At 47.2% G+C, this 13,783-nt stretch carries 15 protein-coding genes; all 15 read right to left on the reverse strand.

Features of this window, described 5'->3' with window-relative positions; all coding sequences use genetic code 11:
* Nucleotides 1–10: 10 nt before the first annotated feature.
* Nucleotides 11–694 carry a TMEM175 family protein gene (locus ACKFKH_RS22090; RefSeq protein WP_446860513.1) on the reverse strand — a complete coding sequence of 228 codons (684 nt, stop codon included), beginning with the start codon at nt 692–694 and terminating at the stop codon, nt 11–13.
* A gap of 18 nt (nt 695–712) precedes the next feature.
* The gene (locus tag ACKFKH_RS22095) at nt 713–1,168 is read right to left on the reverse strand and encodes a VOC family protein (protein ID WP_446860514.1); all 456 of its coding nucleotides are present in this window, start codon (nt 1,166–1,168) and stop codon (nt 713–715) included.
* A gap of 82 nt (nt 1,169–1,250) precedes the next feature.
* Nucleotides 1,251–1,844, reverse strand: a complete 594-nt coding sequence (locus ACKFKH_RS22100) for a DJ-1/PfpI family protein (protein WP_446860515.1) — start codon at nt 1,842–1,844, stop codon at nt 1,251–1,253.
* Between the two features lie 16 nt (nt 1,845–1,860).
* Nucleotides 1,861–2,844, reverse strand: a complete 984-nt coding sequence (locus ACKFKH_RS22105) for a zinc-binding dehydrogenase (RefSeq protein WP_446860516.1) — start codon at nt 2,842–2,844, stop codon at nt 1,861–1,863.
* Between the two features lie 153 nt (nt 2,845–2,997).
* Nucleotides 2,998–3,396 (reverse strand): ester cyclase, encoded by a 399-nt coding sequence (locus tag ACKFKH_RS22110; RefSeq protein WP_446860517.1) that lies wholly within the window; start codon nt 3,394–3,396, stop codon nt 2,998–3,000.
* A 213-nt stretch (nt 3,397–3,609) separates the two neighbouring features.
* Entirely contained in the window at nt 3,610–4,002 is a 393-nt protein-coding gene (locus ACKFKH_RS22115; protein ID WP_446860518.1) for a nuclear transport factor 2 family protein, read from the reverse strand.
* Nucleotides 4,003–4,023: 21 nt separating this feature from the next.
* Nucleotides 4,024–5,553 (reverse strand): GMC family oxidoreductase, encoded by a 1,530-nt coding sequence (locus tag ACKFKH_RS22120; protein WP_446860519.1) that lies wholly within the window; start codon nt 5,551–5,553, stop codon nt 4,024–4,026.
* Entirely contained in the window at nt 5,550–6,368 is an 819-nt protein-coding gene (locus ACKFKH_RS22125) for an alpha/beta fold hydrolase (protein WP_446860520.1), read from the reverse strand. Before ACKFKH_RS22125 ends, ACKFKH_RS22120 begins: the two co-directional genes overlap by 4 nt.
* Nucleotides 6,368–7,978 (reverse strand): phytoene desaturase family protein, encoded by a 1,611-nt coding sequence (locus ACKFKH_RS22130; protein ID WP_446860521.1) that lies wholly within the window; start codon nt 7,976–7,978, stop codon nt 6,368–6,370. The genes ACKFKH_RS22125 and ACKFKH_RS22130 overlap by 1 nt, the downstream gene beginning before the upstream one ends.
* Before the next feature lie 231 nt (nt 7,979–8,209).
* The gene (locus ACKFKH_RS22135; RefSeq protein WP_446860522.1) at nt 8,210–9,073 is read right to left on the reverse strand and encodes an ester cyclase; all 864 of its coding nucleotides are present in this window, start codon (nt 9,071–9,073) and stop codon (nt 8,210–8,212) included.
* A gap of 80 nt (nt 9,074–9,153) precedes the next feature.
* Nucleotides 9,154–9,570, reverse strand: coding sequence for an ester cyclase (locus ACKFKH_RS22140; protein WP_446860523.1), 417 nt, complete (start codon nt 9,568–9,570; stop codon nt 9,154–9,156).
* Nucleotides 9,571–9,625: 55 nt separating this feature from the next.
* Nucleotides 9,626–10,057, reverse strand: a complete 432-nt coding sequence (locus ACKFKH_RS22145) for an ester cyclase (protein ID WP_446860524.1) — start codon at nt 10,055–10,057, stop codon at nt 9,626–9,628.
* A 114-nt stretch (nt 10,058–10,171) separates the two neighbouring features.
* Nucleotides 10,172–10,594, reverse strand: a complete 423-nt coding sequence (locus ACKFKH_RS22150; RefSeq protein ID WP_446860525.1) for a nuclear transport factor 2 family protein — start codon at nt 10,592–10,594, stop codon at nt 10,172–10,174.
* A 306-nt stretch (nt 10,595–10,900) separates the two neighbouring features.
* Complete coding sequence (locus tag ACKFKH_RS22155) at nt 10,901–11,341, reverse strand: nuclear transport factor 2 family protein (protein ID WP_446860526.1); 441 nt, start codon at nt 11,339–11,341, stop codon at nt 10,901–10,903.
* A gap of 343 nt (nt 11,342–11,684) precedes the next feature.
* Complete coding sequence (locus ACKFKH_RS22160; RefSeq protein WP_446860527.1) at nt 11,685–13,778, reverse strand: iron uptake porin; 2,094 nt, start codon at nt 13,776–13,778, stop codon at nt 11,685–11,687.
* Between the last annotated feature and the right edge of the window lie 5 nt (nt 13,779–13,783).

Here is a 13,783-nt window from a genome sequence, read left to right on the forward strand (position 1 = left end):
GGGAAGGTAATTACTGGTTGAAACGACGCTCTAACTGTCTGTAGTGCTTGCGGTGATATCGTTTTGGAATGATGTAGTAAATAGAAACTGCAATCAACATGAACTCAGCCAGATTGACACTGATGAATGAAGCCAGAATTGAGAGCGCGTATACGATCGGAGCAATCCGAATATAGCGATGCACAAAAGTAATGAACTCTGGCTCAATGCCTTCTTCAAGCAAATGATGGGTACTTGAGTACCACCAGATCAGATTGAGAACGATACCAGTCAGCGTCAAAACCGCAGCATAGGAAACTACGGCAATTTGTTGATCGGGATAATGACTAATCAACGCTGTCGTGAATGGAACCGACGCAATGCACATCAAAAAAAATGTGTTTAGCCACAGCAACGTATGATTGTGATGCTTAATAGACATAAACATATTGTGATGAGCAATCCAGTACAGCCCCAGAATCATAAAGCTTATAATGCATCCCCAAATGCTAGGCATTAAGTGACCAAGCTCTTTGAACAATGCTGGAGTGATTTCATTTACAGGGACATCGTGAATCTCAGGAACTTTAATTTCGATCACCAATAAGGTAATCGTGATTGCAAAAATACCATCACTAAAGAACATCAATCGTTCATTACTGTGAGGCGCTCTGGGCTTGGAAACCGGACTCTCAAATTCGCTGCTGTCAGACATGTCGATCGTTCCTTTTGACTAAGCGCTCACTGCGACTTTTTCATCGACTAATGCAGGAGGAGTTTCTTCATCGACAAAGCCCTGACTCAGTTCGATAATTCTGCCGTCGGGGTCAGCTAGCCACACCGTCCGCCAACCCGGAATGTAGTCGTCAAAATTCAATGGGCCGAGTGTGATCTGGGCGGCATTGCCAATTTCAGCTAGTTTCTCGTCAACGCTGCTGACCTTGAAGGCGAGGTGACGCACTGAAGGGAACGAATAGCCGTCATTGATGGCAGGCGGCAGCGGTGACTCTTCGCTAGCTTGAAAGATTTCTAGATAGAACGCACTATCCGCCATTTTGATGAACACAATTTGATTGCCATCCGGGAGTTTTGCAACTCGTGCCCGCTTGAAACCGAAGTATTTTGTATAAAACTGTTCGGTGGCGATCGCATCTTTGCACGTAATTGCTAATTGAGAAAAAATCTGCATGGTTGGTTCTCTTGAAGATAAAAAAGTGAGGAGTGAGGGGTGAGGAGTGAGAAGAAATAATCAACTCAAAACTTAGGATTTTCTATCGATGTTCTGACAGCATCTTGATGATTTGTTTGGCAAATAAATGGCAGTGTCCACCACTTCGAGCCGTGACTAAATCAGCAGGTTCTGGCCAGTTTGCAAAGTCAACAATCACATCTTGATCGATGTAAATTGCACCCATGTTTGTCACATCTCCATAGAGATTGTTGTGACACGTTACCCGCCGACCTTTGACTAATTCGGGAGCGCGAGACAACAGCCACATGCCATGACAAATAATCCCTTTAATAATGGTTTTTTCGGCAAAGGCTCGACGCATAAACGTTAAAGCGGGCGGTTCCTGACTGAGATCATCTGTCCAGCGCAAGCGATCGGACACCATTCCCGCTGGCACAATAATCGCTGAGTAACTGCGAAGTTCTTGCACACTCATGTTCTCAAAACTTTCGTGACACTCAAATGGCGCATGATATTCATGACCTTTGAATGTTAGAGAAGGTTGACCCCACAAGCGCGTTAGAAAATGTACCTCTGCGCCTTCTTCTTTGAACCGAAAATTGTAGTACCAGATTTCCTGTTCATAGAAATCACTTTCTATTAGAATGCCGATCTTTTTGTCTTTCAGCTTCATAGCTATCACCTCTTTTCTACTGCTGAATTTGGGCGACGATCTTGCCTCGAACATGACGCTCAGACAACCGCACTAAACCTTGAGGAACCCCTTCTAAATGAATCACTTCATGTAACAAAGGATTGATCGAATAGCGTGTAACTAGTTCGCCAAATTCTTGTCCAATTCGTGCCAAATCTTCCTGTGCTTGAACGTCTTTCTCCAGGTAAGCACCACCGAGCGCCACATCATGAACGGACAGCGCTTTGCCAAACGATCGCATCTGACTAAAATCGGGCAAGCCATTCACGCAAGCAATTCCGCCGCCAAACGCCAGCATTCCCAATCCGGTTGTCGCGCTATCAGATCCAACGGTGTCGATAATGCCGTCAACGCCTCTGCTGTCGGTAATTTCAGCAATTTTGGCAGACACGTTTTCAGCAGTGTAATCGATGATTTCGGTCGCGCCCAACTTGCTCACCCAGTCGATATTTTTAGCCGAACAAGTGGTGATGATTTTGAGATCGGCGATCGCTGCTAACTGAATTGCAAATCCGCCCACACCACCCGCACCGCCGTGAATTAGAATCGTCTGTCCCGCTTGCAAATGCAGCTTACGATGTAGCACCTGATAGGCGGTAAACCCTGAGCAGGGCAGCGCGGCCGCTTCTGTAAACGACAGATTTTTGGGCAGGGGAGCGATTGCGTGAGAACTGGCGATCGTATACTCGGCAAAGCCACCTGGTTTCGCTAAGTTACCGTGATAGTAGACGGCATCTCCAATCTTCCAGTTTGTGACGTTGGGCCCGATCGCCTCGACAACGCCTGCGACATCTAATCCTGAAATCCACGGATATGTCCAGGCTTTCATGCCTCTGCGCGCAAATTTGTAGTCGGCTGGGTTGAGTCCAACGGCGTGGACTTTAATCAGCACTTCCCCTTCCCCCGGTTGCGGTTTGGGCATCTCTGACACATAGAAGGTGTCGGGTGATCCAGGTTTATCGAGAATGAGTGCTTTCATGATCAATCAGTTTAAGTTTTGAGTTTTGGGCGGTGTGATTTAGGTTTCAGATTTTGTGTTGAATGTGCAAGTTTAGCGTTCCAATTTTTATCAGGGAGCGATTCGTAAAGCACTTCTCAACTCAGTATCCAAAACCCAAAATTCAAAACTCAATTAGCCTTTGAGCTGATTCATCAAGCCAAAGACATCCCAGTTGTTCCAGAGTTGGGCAATTTTGCCGTCAATGACTTGAAAAATGGTGATGCCAATCATTGTGACCTGTTTGCTGGTGGGTTCGATGCCGAAGAATGCGCCTTTTTGGGTGCCTGTGCAAACCCAGCGAGTGACAATGCGATCGCCGCTCTCGATCGTGTCTTCGACGGTGTAGTGTGCGTCAGGAAATGCAGTCAAAAATCCAACAATGAAACCTTTTGCAGCCGTTGCGCCGACAATATCGTGACCGTTGACGTGACCGACGTAGGTATCAGCGAGAATTTCATCTAACAAGTCAGGCTTGTTTTCGTTGTAGACAGTGTAGAAACTTTGAGCGACGGATTGTGTTGCTGTAGACATGACGAACCTCTAGTGTTTTGAGTTTTTGGTTAGCGATCGTTAATGCAAGTAGATAGCACTCAGCATTGATTTAATTAGAATTTGGACGTGTCGAAGCTAAATCCTCTCGCCCCCTAAATCCCCCACAAGTGAGGGACTTTGAATATTCAGAAGTTTCTCAAAATGGGTAGTTGAGAGCAACTTCATTCCACGGTTTAGCAATGCCAGAATGTGTCAGGCGACTGAGCCGCCGGGGTATTGAGTCATGCCCGCAAAGTGAATGGCAATCTTACCGTCGCGCAGCACCCAGCTATCTGCAAAGCGCATTTTGGCTTCCTGTCCACCTGCGGTCATGGTGATCGCTTCTACAATCATCAGGGTTTCAGGATTCTCGGTTTCTGCCCAAAATGCGATATCGGTTTCCAGTCCTTCGATTCCCAAAATGCCCTGCATGTGTTCGCGCAACTGATCACGACCCTGGTAATATTTTGGCTCTTTCATGAAGCTGCTGATTAATAGAGCATCCTCTGTATACTGATTGAGAAGCGCTTCAATATCTTTTTTGAGAATGAGTTCGATGTGTTCTCGATAGAGTTTGCCTAAGCGAGTATTGGGTACGTTTTCCACTGTGTTTTCTCCTTGTATTCGTTATTTAGACAGAATCAAATCGGCTGCTTTTGCGCCAATCATGAAACAGGCTGCGACTGTATTGCCACTAGGCACGATCGGCATTACTGAAGCATCTGCAACCCGCAACCCCTTGACACCTCGCACTCGTAACTGGGGATCAACCACGGCGCGATCGTCCGTTCCCATCTTGCAAGTTCCGACCGGGTGCCAGATTGTGGAGGCTTGCGATCGAATAAATCCTTCCATCGCTTCATCATTCAACTCACCCGGAACAAGCTCGCCAATATTCAACACTGAGAATGCTGGAGTGTTTGCAATTTCTCTCGCTAAATGAATAGCAGAGACAAAGGTTTTTACATCTGCATCAGACTGTAAGTAATTGGGATTGATGATGAGTTGATCTTGGTAATTGCTCGATCGCAGCTTGACTTCTCCAATACTTTCTGGCTGCACTAAAATTGCTAGAAAGATACAGGCTGGAACACCAAAGTCAATCGGAAGTTGAGCCGGAACGGCCGGCGTGAAATTAAGCTGTAAATCTGGAGCATTGTCGGGCTGATCCTGGCGAGTATTGACAAACAAGGTGTTTCCGGTCAGCAAGTCAGGCTTGGGTCGCTCTTCCTGAGTGCGGAAGACGATCGGTAACTGCATGTGATCTTGCAGATTTTGTCCGACTCCTGGAAGGTCAGCGACGACGGGAATATTGAGTGACGCTAACTGTTTTGCATCGCCGATTCCAGACAGCATGAGAATTTTGGGAGAGTGCAATGCGCCTGCACTGAGGATGACTTCTTGAGTCGATCGCGCCTGCTTTAATTCACCATTTTGCACATATTCCACGCCGACAACGCGAGTGCCTTCTGTGAGAATCCGAGTCACTTCTGCACACAGTTCTAGCGTCAAATTAGGACAATTCAATACAGGTTTTAGAAAAGCGGTCGCACCACTGACTCGATCGCCATTCTCATCAACGTGAAATTGCAGCAGACCTGCCCCATTTTCTTGACGATCGCCGTTGTAATCCCAGTGCGCGTCATATCCGATTTGAGCCGCAGCATTCATGAATTCGTCCGATCGCATGATCGCTTCTGGACAATCTCGAATTTTTAGCGGGCCACCAGCGCCATGATAGTCAGACGCGCCGCCTTCGTAATCTTCTAATTGTTTGAAGTAGGGGAGAACGTCGTCATAGCTCCAACCCGTTGCGCCACCAGCAGCCCAGGCATCAAAGTTACGACGGTTGCCTCTGACATACATCAGTGCATTGATCGATGTGCTGCCGCCCAGGACTTTACCCTGATCGATGACAATGGAACGATCGTCTAATCCAGGTTGGCTTTCAGTGATCAACTTCCAGTCGTACTCTGATCCCCACAGTTTGACAAAGCTACTTGGCTTCGAGATATTGGGATCTTTGTCGGCACCTCCTGCTTCTAGTAGTAGAATTTGACAATCAGGATTTTCACTCAACCGATTAGCGATCACGCTGCCACTTGCACCACTGCCAATGATAATGTAATCAAAGGTGCAGTCAAAAGATTTACTCATACTGCCTCCGCAGACAGAACGGGTTTGATAATAAATTCTTCAACAGATTTAACCATTTCATCAACTGCATCAAACTGTGCAAAGAATGATTCTGCATTGAGTTGATGAACGCTAAACCAGGAATTTTTGAACGCAAAATCCTGCTGTGCAACCAGGTATCCAGGATCTTTGGGCTGACCGTACAGGTGCAGTGTGGGAACAGGTAGAGTGAGTTGAGCTAGTGCTTGAAGTGGAAAGCTAAACTGATCAAAACTGGCGGCAATTTCGCGGCCCGATCGCATCCACATTTCGCCACTGTAAGACCCCATTTCTTCTTTAATGAAGGTCACCAACTCAGGCGGATTAGAAATGCCATTCGTCCAGATGGTAAACAGCATGTCTCGCGCTTGTTGCCAGCCCTCAGAAGCCAGCCCTCTGACCAGATTCATGTAAGGTTCGGGAGGCGGAAATATGACCCAATCAAGGTGAACAATCCGCGCAATTTTGGAACCTAATCGACGACGAAGTTCGATCGCCACCCAGCCCGCATGATGCATCGAAACCAGCGTAATTTCTTTAGCACCACTGGCTTCGATCACAGCGATCGCATCTTCGACTAACTCATTCGCTCCAAAATCACCTGTAGGTGTTTCAGATTTGCCATGTCCGCGCCAGTCAAACGTGAGAACGCGATTGTTTTTTGCCAGCTTTTGAGGAAGGTCAGCGTAGCCCGATCGACTCATACACCAGGCGGTCATCAGCAAGATAGTTGAGTCACCCTGCCCCAAATCGTCGTAGTCAATCCGCACATTTCCGGCGGCTGTTGCCTGTGCCATTATTTCTTTCCTTGTTTGGAACTTTTCGTCTCGTTGAGCAAGTCCTGAGCCACGATGTAGCCAGAAGCTCCGCCAATGCCCAATCCCGGATGAGTTGCCGCTCCGATCACGTAGAGATTTGGCACCCCAGTCTGATAACTCGGCTGGCTAGAAATCGGGCGCAGCAGATAGCTCTGGGCAATGTCATGAGCGCCACTATAAGGGTCACCATATTTCCAGTTGACGTTACCTTTTTCGACATCTAGCGGACTGAGAATCGATTGCGCCAAAATTGCATCTTTGAGATTAGGAATGTGCTGACTGGCGAGATCAATCACGCGATCGGCGTACCGATTTTTTATGTCATCTGTCCAGGTTCCATCGCCAATTGTTTTGATCTCTCCCGCCGCATCTCCTTTGAATTGGTAAGGAATGTCTAACACCTGTAAAACGGCAATGGACTTACCTTCTGGCGCACGAGATGGATCAAGAATCGTCGGACTTCCCACGCCAATTACAGGCTCAGAAGGCAACAAATGACGAGTGGTTTCATTATAGTTTTTGGAAACTCCGTCAATGCCATCGGTAATGTGAGTGTAAACCACATCGTTAAGGCGATCGTCATGCCATTGAAGTGACTCATTCAATGCTAAGTGGATGTGAAGTACACTATGACCGTACCGGAATTTGCTCGCTTGTTGTTTGACGATCGCAGGAACAGTTTCTTCATCCGCCAGCAGTTTTAAATACAGTTGATCAGGATTCGCTGTAGCAATAACTGCCCGACTTGCGCGGTATTCTTCTCCTGATTCCGTTCTGACTCCAACCGCTTTACCGTTTTCGACAATAATTTTACTAACGGTCGTATCACACTGGAATTCTCCACCTTGATCTTCAATCAGTTTTACCAGCGATTTCGCTAACATTTCTGTCCCGCCCACTGCCACAAATTGTCCAGCCGACTGAAGACCCAAAGCAAAGATATGTGTCCAAAAACCACTGTTGGCATCTTCGGGCCCGTGACCACTGTGTAACACCCAGGGCGCGAGAATGCCTTGCCACGTCTCAGATTTGTACAGCGAGGTCAAAACGTCTCTAGCAGAAACGAGAAAATCACTGGTGAAGGCGGCGGGATATTTGCCGTCGATCGTCATCAACTGCTCGATCAAATTCGCCGCTTCGGGACTGGTCAGATTCATCTTCAACAAACTGAAGACTTGGGGGGCATATTGCCCGATCGTTTGAATCATTTGCATCCAGCCAGCCCCATCGCCAGGAGACAGCCGTTCTGCTTCTGCAATGTTTGCTTCCATGTCGGTTGCAATCACCGCCGCTTTGCCTCCGGGCATCGACACACCAGCCGGACGCTGAGTACCGATCATTTGCAGTCCACGAGCTTGTAGATCTGCACCAAAATCAACATTCGCCTGTGATAGCGCAAATAGAATTAGATAGCCCGCATAGATATCGTGGGTGAATCCAGGTAGCGTTAGGGCTTCCGTTCGTAAACCGCCACCGGGACGGTCTTTTTTCTCTAAAATCAAAACGCTCCAGCCTGCTTTGGTCAGATAAGCAGCATTGACGAGCGCGTTGGGGCCACTCCCAACAATAATCGCGTCGTAAGATTTCATGGGCAACTTTTCAGAGGGATGAGGGATGCAGGGAATTCATGACTTTGAGATGGTGGATTAATACAACTCCTGAAGCCGTCATTTTCTGTAGGTTGGTGTTGAGCAAAGCGAAACCCAACAGAAGCCTTTCTCACGTTGAGTTTGACCCGGTTCAATCCAACCTACCTGAAGGAATTTGTTAGTCAATCAGCCACTTTGAGACATGATCCCAACGCAAAATTCAAGGCTTTTTTAGCCAAACGCACCGATCTGTTTCATCAAGCCGAGATCATTTTCGTTAACCCAAATCTCTGCGATTTTGCCGCCTTCGAGAATGAAAATGTCAACACCTTGATCTTTGATAGTGTTACCTGTCGCGGGCATACCTAAAAACATGCCTTTATGTGTTCCAGTGATATACCAGCGAGAGGCTACTTTGTTAGCTTCAGCAATCTGACGCTCAACACTAAACTGAATGTCAGGGAAACCAGTTCGTAACCCAGTAACGAATGCTTTTAGACCATCGTGACCGCGAATCGGCTCAGGTAACGTGGGAATGCGAAAGGTCACACCTTCGGTCATGATTTCAGGAATAATTTCTAACTTGCCCTGATTCATCAACTCGTTGAAGTAGCGATCGACCACCGCTTCATTTAAGTCGATCGGTAACTCTGGAGGCTGGGGAGGCGCAGGCAGGGCACCGATTTGCTGCAATAGTCCGAGGGTATCTTCATTGATTCGAGCTTCGACAAACTTGCCGTTCTCAATCCGAATCCAGGAGATGCCGTCAATCACAAACGGGTTGCCTTTGGCGGGAATGTCGCCCTTCAGGGTTTTGAGCGGGGTTCCTTTGTGGGTGCCGCGTGCCGTCCAGTGTCCGACTACGGTATCGCCCTGAGCCAGCATGTGTTCAACCGTGAACTTGAGATCGGGAAAAGCACCGCGCAACATCGTCACGAGATCTTTGAATTCCTGCCCGCGATAAGGCTCAGTGTGGGTGGGATTGGTAAACTCAAATTGGGGGGCAAAGTAGCGATCGACAAAGCTCAAATCACCCGTACTCATTAGCTCGGTGTAGTAACGATTGACTAGCACCTTATTTTCTTCAATAGACATTGGGGTAGCTCCTTGCTCATCGTCATTGAAATTATGGGTCACTTATCATGCAACTAGTACAGAGAACGACCCCCAAAAAACTATGCTGCCAATACTTCTGCGATGTTGGTGAAGCCAGCCCAGGTTTTGATGATTTTGCCGTCTCTGAGTTGAGCAAAGTGAATGCCAGTGACATTAACTCGACGATTAGTAGCAGGAAATCCTGCAAACTCATTTGTATGCGTTCCGCTGAACGTGAAGCTTGTCGCTACAATCTCACCATTAGAAACAAAACTATCAATGGAGTAAACCACGTCAGGAAAAGAATTGCGGAACGCTGTCACTCGCTTTTTGAAATTCTCACGCCCCTGGACAACGTTGCTGGTCATGCCTGCCAGCTTGGGGACGATAAATTCATAGCTTTCGTCGTACAGCTCATCAATGAGTTCTTGACGATCTTGGGTCAACACTTCGTCAAATAGCGTTGCGAGTGTAGATTTAGAATCTTCGGGGTTCATGAATGTTTCTCCAAAAAGGTTTGCAGGTAGAGGTTAAGAAGTTTGAGTTAGCTGATTATTCACCGAGCAACATGGCGCGAAGCGGGGTGCCATATTCACAGATTCTCAGGTGACGAATTTTGCCATTGGCAAACTGCATGTACCAGAGTTCGCCACCTTTAATATATTTATTGGTTGCCGGAACGCCAGCGAAGTCTTTTGCGTGAGTCCCTTCATACAAAACATCGACCGCAAGCGCATCACCTTCCGCAATGCAGTACGCCATCGAGCATTTCACATCAGGGAATGAATCGACGAATGTGCTGGTGAAGAATTTGAAAATGTCGTTACCCTTGAGTCTGCCGTCTGCGGTAGGTACACCGGGCGCTTCCATAACAATGTTGCCGTTGATAAATTCGTCAGCAATATCGCTAATCTTTTTCCGGTTCAGGCCTTCTTCAATAAATCGAGTAAAGCAAGCAATATTTCGCTCTTCAGTTGGAGTCATTGTTTTGTTCCTTAGTTGCATAATGGAGTGTTGGACATTGGACATTAGACTTTGAACTACTTGGAACATTCAAGAATCTAGTCTCTTGTCTAAAGTCTTTAGTCTTCAGTCTCTTTAGACCAAACGATCGGGAATCGGTTTCAAATGGTAAGCTTCCCAAAAGAAAGCGTCGTAGCCGTGCTGATTAGCCATTAACACTTGTACTTCGGTGATTTTGCCGTTCTCGACGGTGTAGTGATTGCAGTTCAACGCTTGTAGTTTTGTGCCATTCACATCACCTGTTGCCCGATACATTTCAACAACTGTGCCAGAGTTCAATTCACCCATGCCGATCGGGGTTACTTGTAGCCCTAAACCTCGCAAACGCCCAAAAAAAGCGAGAACCTCATCAACGCCGTGTTTAGTTCCCGCGAGGGGGTGGTGTCCGGGTAGGTGCCACTTCAAATCTTCTGCAAAGACCTCTGCTTTGAGGGTAGTCATATCGCCTGACTTAAAGCAGTGATACATCTTTTCAACAACTTCGACACTCGAAGACATAGCCGCTCCTGATGCTGCTGGGAAATAGAATTGATTGAAAAATAGAAGATCGAGTGAGACGATCGCAGACAAAAAGTTGTCCCTTTACGCCGCCTCAAGAACTCGATTGACGGACTCTGTATTCCCACTGAGGGTATTCGCCCAACACCCACTTATGGAAAAGCTTTACGAAATCTGAATCTTGTTTGAGTGTTCCCACTTAAGGCAGCAGTGCAACAAGATGGGAAAGGATTCACAGAAGTTTACAACTGGGGAAAAACTTTGGACTCAAGACAAGACAGGTTTCGAGTCTAATGTTTAATATCTCTACAACGTGGCTGATCCTTCGTAGTACTTCAATTCATCAACAATGTAAGTGGCGACAACGGGAGTGCCTAGCGACGATCGCTTGACTGTCCAGGTTTGGTAAGCATCAAGAACAATACGCTTGCTGTAGGGTTCGGGAGCATTCCACACGCTGGCTTCCCATTTGACGACCACTTTGACATCGGTTGCATCTTCAGAAGTGGAAATGATTTTGACATCTTTGACGGTATGAACTTCATCAAAGAAGATGCTAACCACGCGCTCATACCAGCCTGTGAACCCTGCAAATCCACGAACAGTTGCCTCTGGAAAAACCATTTCGACATCCTCCGCCAACAGAGGTAAGTAGTTTTCCAAGGGTTCATGCACATCAAGCTTTTGATACCAGGCTTCAGCAAATTCTTGAAGTTCGGTTTGAGTCAGTGCAGCCGAATTACTCATAAGTTTCCTGCGAATAGGTGGATAGTAGCTGCTGAATAAAGTCTAAAAGTATTGCTGTTCAAAACTTTCTACTGATTGAGAAGGTCAGCGATCGTCGCTCACAAGCTTATTTAGATCCTGAATTCTACGCAACTAGCATCCTTGTTATATACCGAAGCCACATCCGTAGTTTTAAGTAGGTCTACAGAGAAAATTTACTTTATTGTTATCATCGATCGCAATAATACTGACAGGTTTGTTGAAGTAGGCAAGTTAAATAAGTTCAAAGTTCTTGATTGCAAAAAGCAGGCGGAAAAGCAGCTACAGCTTCTCTCACCTGCCTGATATTGAACTCGCTCTACCGTTAGAAACTAAACTGAGTGCGGATGTTGAAGATAGCGATCGTTGGATTGCTGCTGAAGTTGTTGGCGTTGAAGATAAACTGCACGTTGGGGACGATCGCAATGTTATTCGTCACTGGGTAAAAGTAAACGCCTTCTAGTTCATATTGAATTCCGCCGTCGCCTGCTCCCGAAACTAGATAGTCGCGCCCCTTCGTGTAATTGAACGGCATCACAAAAGAAACGGTTCCCTGTGCGCCTCGCTTAAACAAGTCTAGAACTGTGAAACCAAACTGAAAAGACTGTGTATTGATATTGCCACTGCGCGACTTGATCTGAGCATTCAGCCGCGTATCTGCAAATCCATACCGCCCAAAAATTCCGACTCGTCGATTGAGCAGCCAATCAAAATTGACCTGAAAAATGTTGGACTGAGCATTGTTTAATCCGCCGCCAAATCCATCATCCGCCAATCCATTGATCGGTGCACCACTTACCAGTTTGACAGGACTCGTCACCGGAACTTGATTGTCCAAAAATTGAGTTCTGGCCTGACTGTTAGCCCGACTGTACATCACCCTAAAATTGAAGGCTGGATCAGGCTTGTAGGTGAGTTCTACCGTTAGACTATTCGTGCCGCCAAACAGTCCTTCTGCGGGGCTAGAAGCTGAGTTAAAGGGCAAAAGATTTTGGCTGCCATATTCATTGCCTTCTGCAAGATAGCCCAGGCGCAAGTCGAGTTTAGGACTTAAAGGGGAAATCAAAATCGCTCCAGCACCGCGCCTTACATCATTGGTCAGGGTGCCTGCGATCGAGTTCAGTGAGGTCGTTCCTGTTGCAAAAAAGGTAAAGGGGTTGGCATCAAAAAAGCGGAACCAATTGATTCTCGGCCCAACGACTAGACGACCATTGCCTAACACCGGAAATTCATAGGCGAGTTCTCGCAAAACAACGGGGGCACCAGGGCCGAGATACGCGCCTGCATCGGTAAACGGAATCCCCGTACTGTTGATCGTAGAGGTCGCAGAGGTAACAAAGTTGGCGGGTGAAATGCCCTGTCCCATTGCCAATTGAGTAATCAGCAAGTCCTTTCCGGTGAAAGAAGATCCCAGGTTAAGCCAAACCAATCCGCTAGAGGTGGCGTTGGGGTTTTTGACGCGCTGAGTGAGTGGAGCCGATCGCACATTCGCTCCAGACGGTACACTGCGAAATCCAACTTCTCGCACCAAGCCATTCGCACCCGACAACGCTGAATAGTTGAAGTAGCCTAACCCAAACAGCTTAGAAGTGAAGGAAAAGCGATCGGTCTCTAACTTGCGAGTTCTGGCTTCTAAGAGATCGACTCGTCCTTTGAGGGCTGTGATTTCTGTGCCAAATTCGGCTTGCAGTTTTTCGAGGGTGACGAGATCCTCTTTGGCGACAAGATTGCTCGTCGCGGTGACAGCGAGTTCGTTAATGCGATCGAGACAGGCATTCAGTCCGGCGGCAAATTCAAACCGGGTGAGGGCACGTTGCGAAGCAGTTCCCCCTCTGGGGTAAACGCCGCGAAAGGTTTTGTCAGGATAGCCCGCAATACAGCCATATCGTTCCACTAGAGATTGCAGTGCTGTAAACGCCCAGTCAGTTGGTTTGACATCAATGATTTGAGCGACAGACGTGACTTGAGCGATCGGTGTCGTTGCCAAATCTTCTTCGGGGTCGCTGGTGTTAAATGTCCAGTCTAAAGTGCTTGCTTTTTCGAGTTCCGTCAGTCCCACTTTACGATTGATGGGAATGTCTAAGGACTGATCTTCGCTGCCTTCGTAGGCGTATCGATCGAGTTGGTTGAGAAGTGAATTTTGGGTTTGACGATTTTGATTAGCGATCGCGGCATCTTTGCTGCTTTCGTTCACATACTGATCAACCTGATTTAAGGCAGCGTTTTCACCTTGAACGTTCCCTTTCGCGTAGTCTTCAACAGTCTGTAATGACGCTGTAGCAGTAGCATTTGAACTTCTTGGAGGCAATGATTCTGCGCTGGCAACTTTAGCAATCAACAGAATGGCAGTTAGCGCGATCGGATTCAATAACGTGGCGTGTAAAAGTAATGATCTGCGCCAATCTTTTGGCGACTTCATCCCGA

Source organism: Phormidesmis sp. 146-20, assembly GCF_052939475.1.

Coding starts and splice junctions, on each gene's coding strand:
- ACKFKH_RS22090 (WP_446860513.1), bottom strand. CDS start 694: ATGTCTGACAGCAGCGAATTTGAGAGTCCGGTTTCCAAGCCCAGAGCG.
- ACKFKH_RS22155 (WP_446860526.1), bottom strand. CDS start 11,341: ATGAGTAATTCGGCTGCACTGACTCAAACCGAACTTCAAGAATTTGCT.
- ACKFKH_RS22150 (WP_446860525.1), bottom strand. CDS start 10,594: ATGTCTTCGAGTGTCGAAGTTGTTGAAAAGATGTATCACTGCTTTAAG.
- ACKFKH_RS22135 (WP_446860522.1), bottom strand. CDS start 9,073: ATGTCTATTGAAGAAAATAAGGTGCTAGTCAATCGTTACTACACCGAG.
- ACKFKH_RS22130 (WP_446860521.1), bottom strand. CDS start 7,978: ATGAAATCTTACGACGCGATTATTGTTGGGAGTGGCCCCAACGCGCTC.
- ACKFKH_RS22095 (WP_446860514.1), bottom strand. CDS start 1,168: ATGCAGATTTTTTCTCAATTAGCAATTACGTGCAAAGATGCGATCGCC.
- ACKFKH_RS22160 (WP_446860527.1), bottom strand. CDS start 13,778: ATGAAGTCGCCAAAAGATTGGCGCAGATCATTACTTTTACACGCCACG.
- ACKFKH_RS22100 (WP_446860515.1), bottom strand. CDS start 1,844: ATGAAGCTGAAAGACAAAAAGATCGGCATTCTAATAGAAAGTGATTTC.
- ACKFKH_RS22125 (WP_446860520.1), bottom strand. CDS start 6,368: ATGGCACAGGCAACAGCCGCCGGAAATGTGCGGATTGACTACGACGAT.
- ACKFKH_RS22110 (WP_446860517.1), bottom strand. CDS start 3,396: ATGTCTACAGCAACACAATCCGTCGCTCAAAGTTTCTACACTGTCTAC.
- ACKFKH_RS22145 (WP_446860524.1), bottom strand. CDS start 10,057: ATGACTCCAACTGAAGAGCGAAATATTGCTTGCTTTACTCGATTTATT.
- ACKFKH_RS22120 (WP_446860519.1), bottom strand. CDS start 5,553: ATGAGTAAATCTTTTGACTGCACCTTTGATTACATTATCATTGGCAGT.
- ACKFKH_RS22105 (WP_446860516.1), bottom strand. CDS start 2,844: ATGAAAGCACTCATTCTCGATAAACCTGGATCACCCGACACCTTCTAT.
- ACKFKH_RS22140 (WP_446860523.1), bottom strand. CDS start 9,570: ATGAACCCCGAAGATTCTAAATCTACACTCGCAACGCTATTTGACGAA.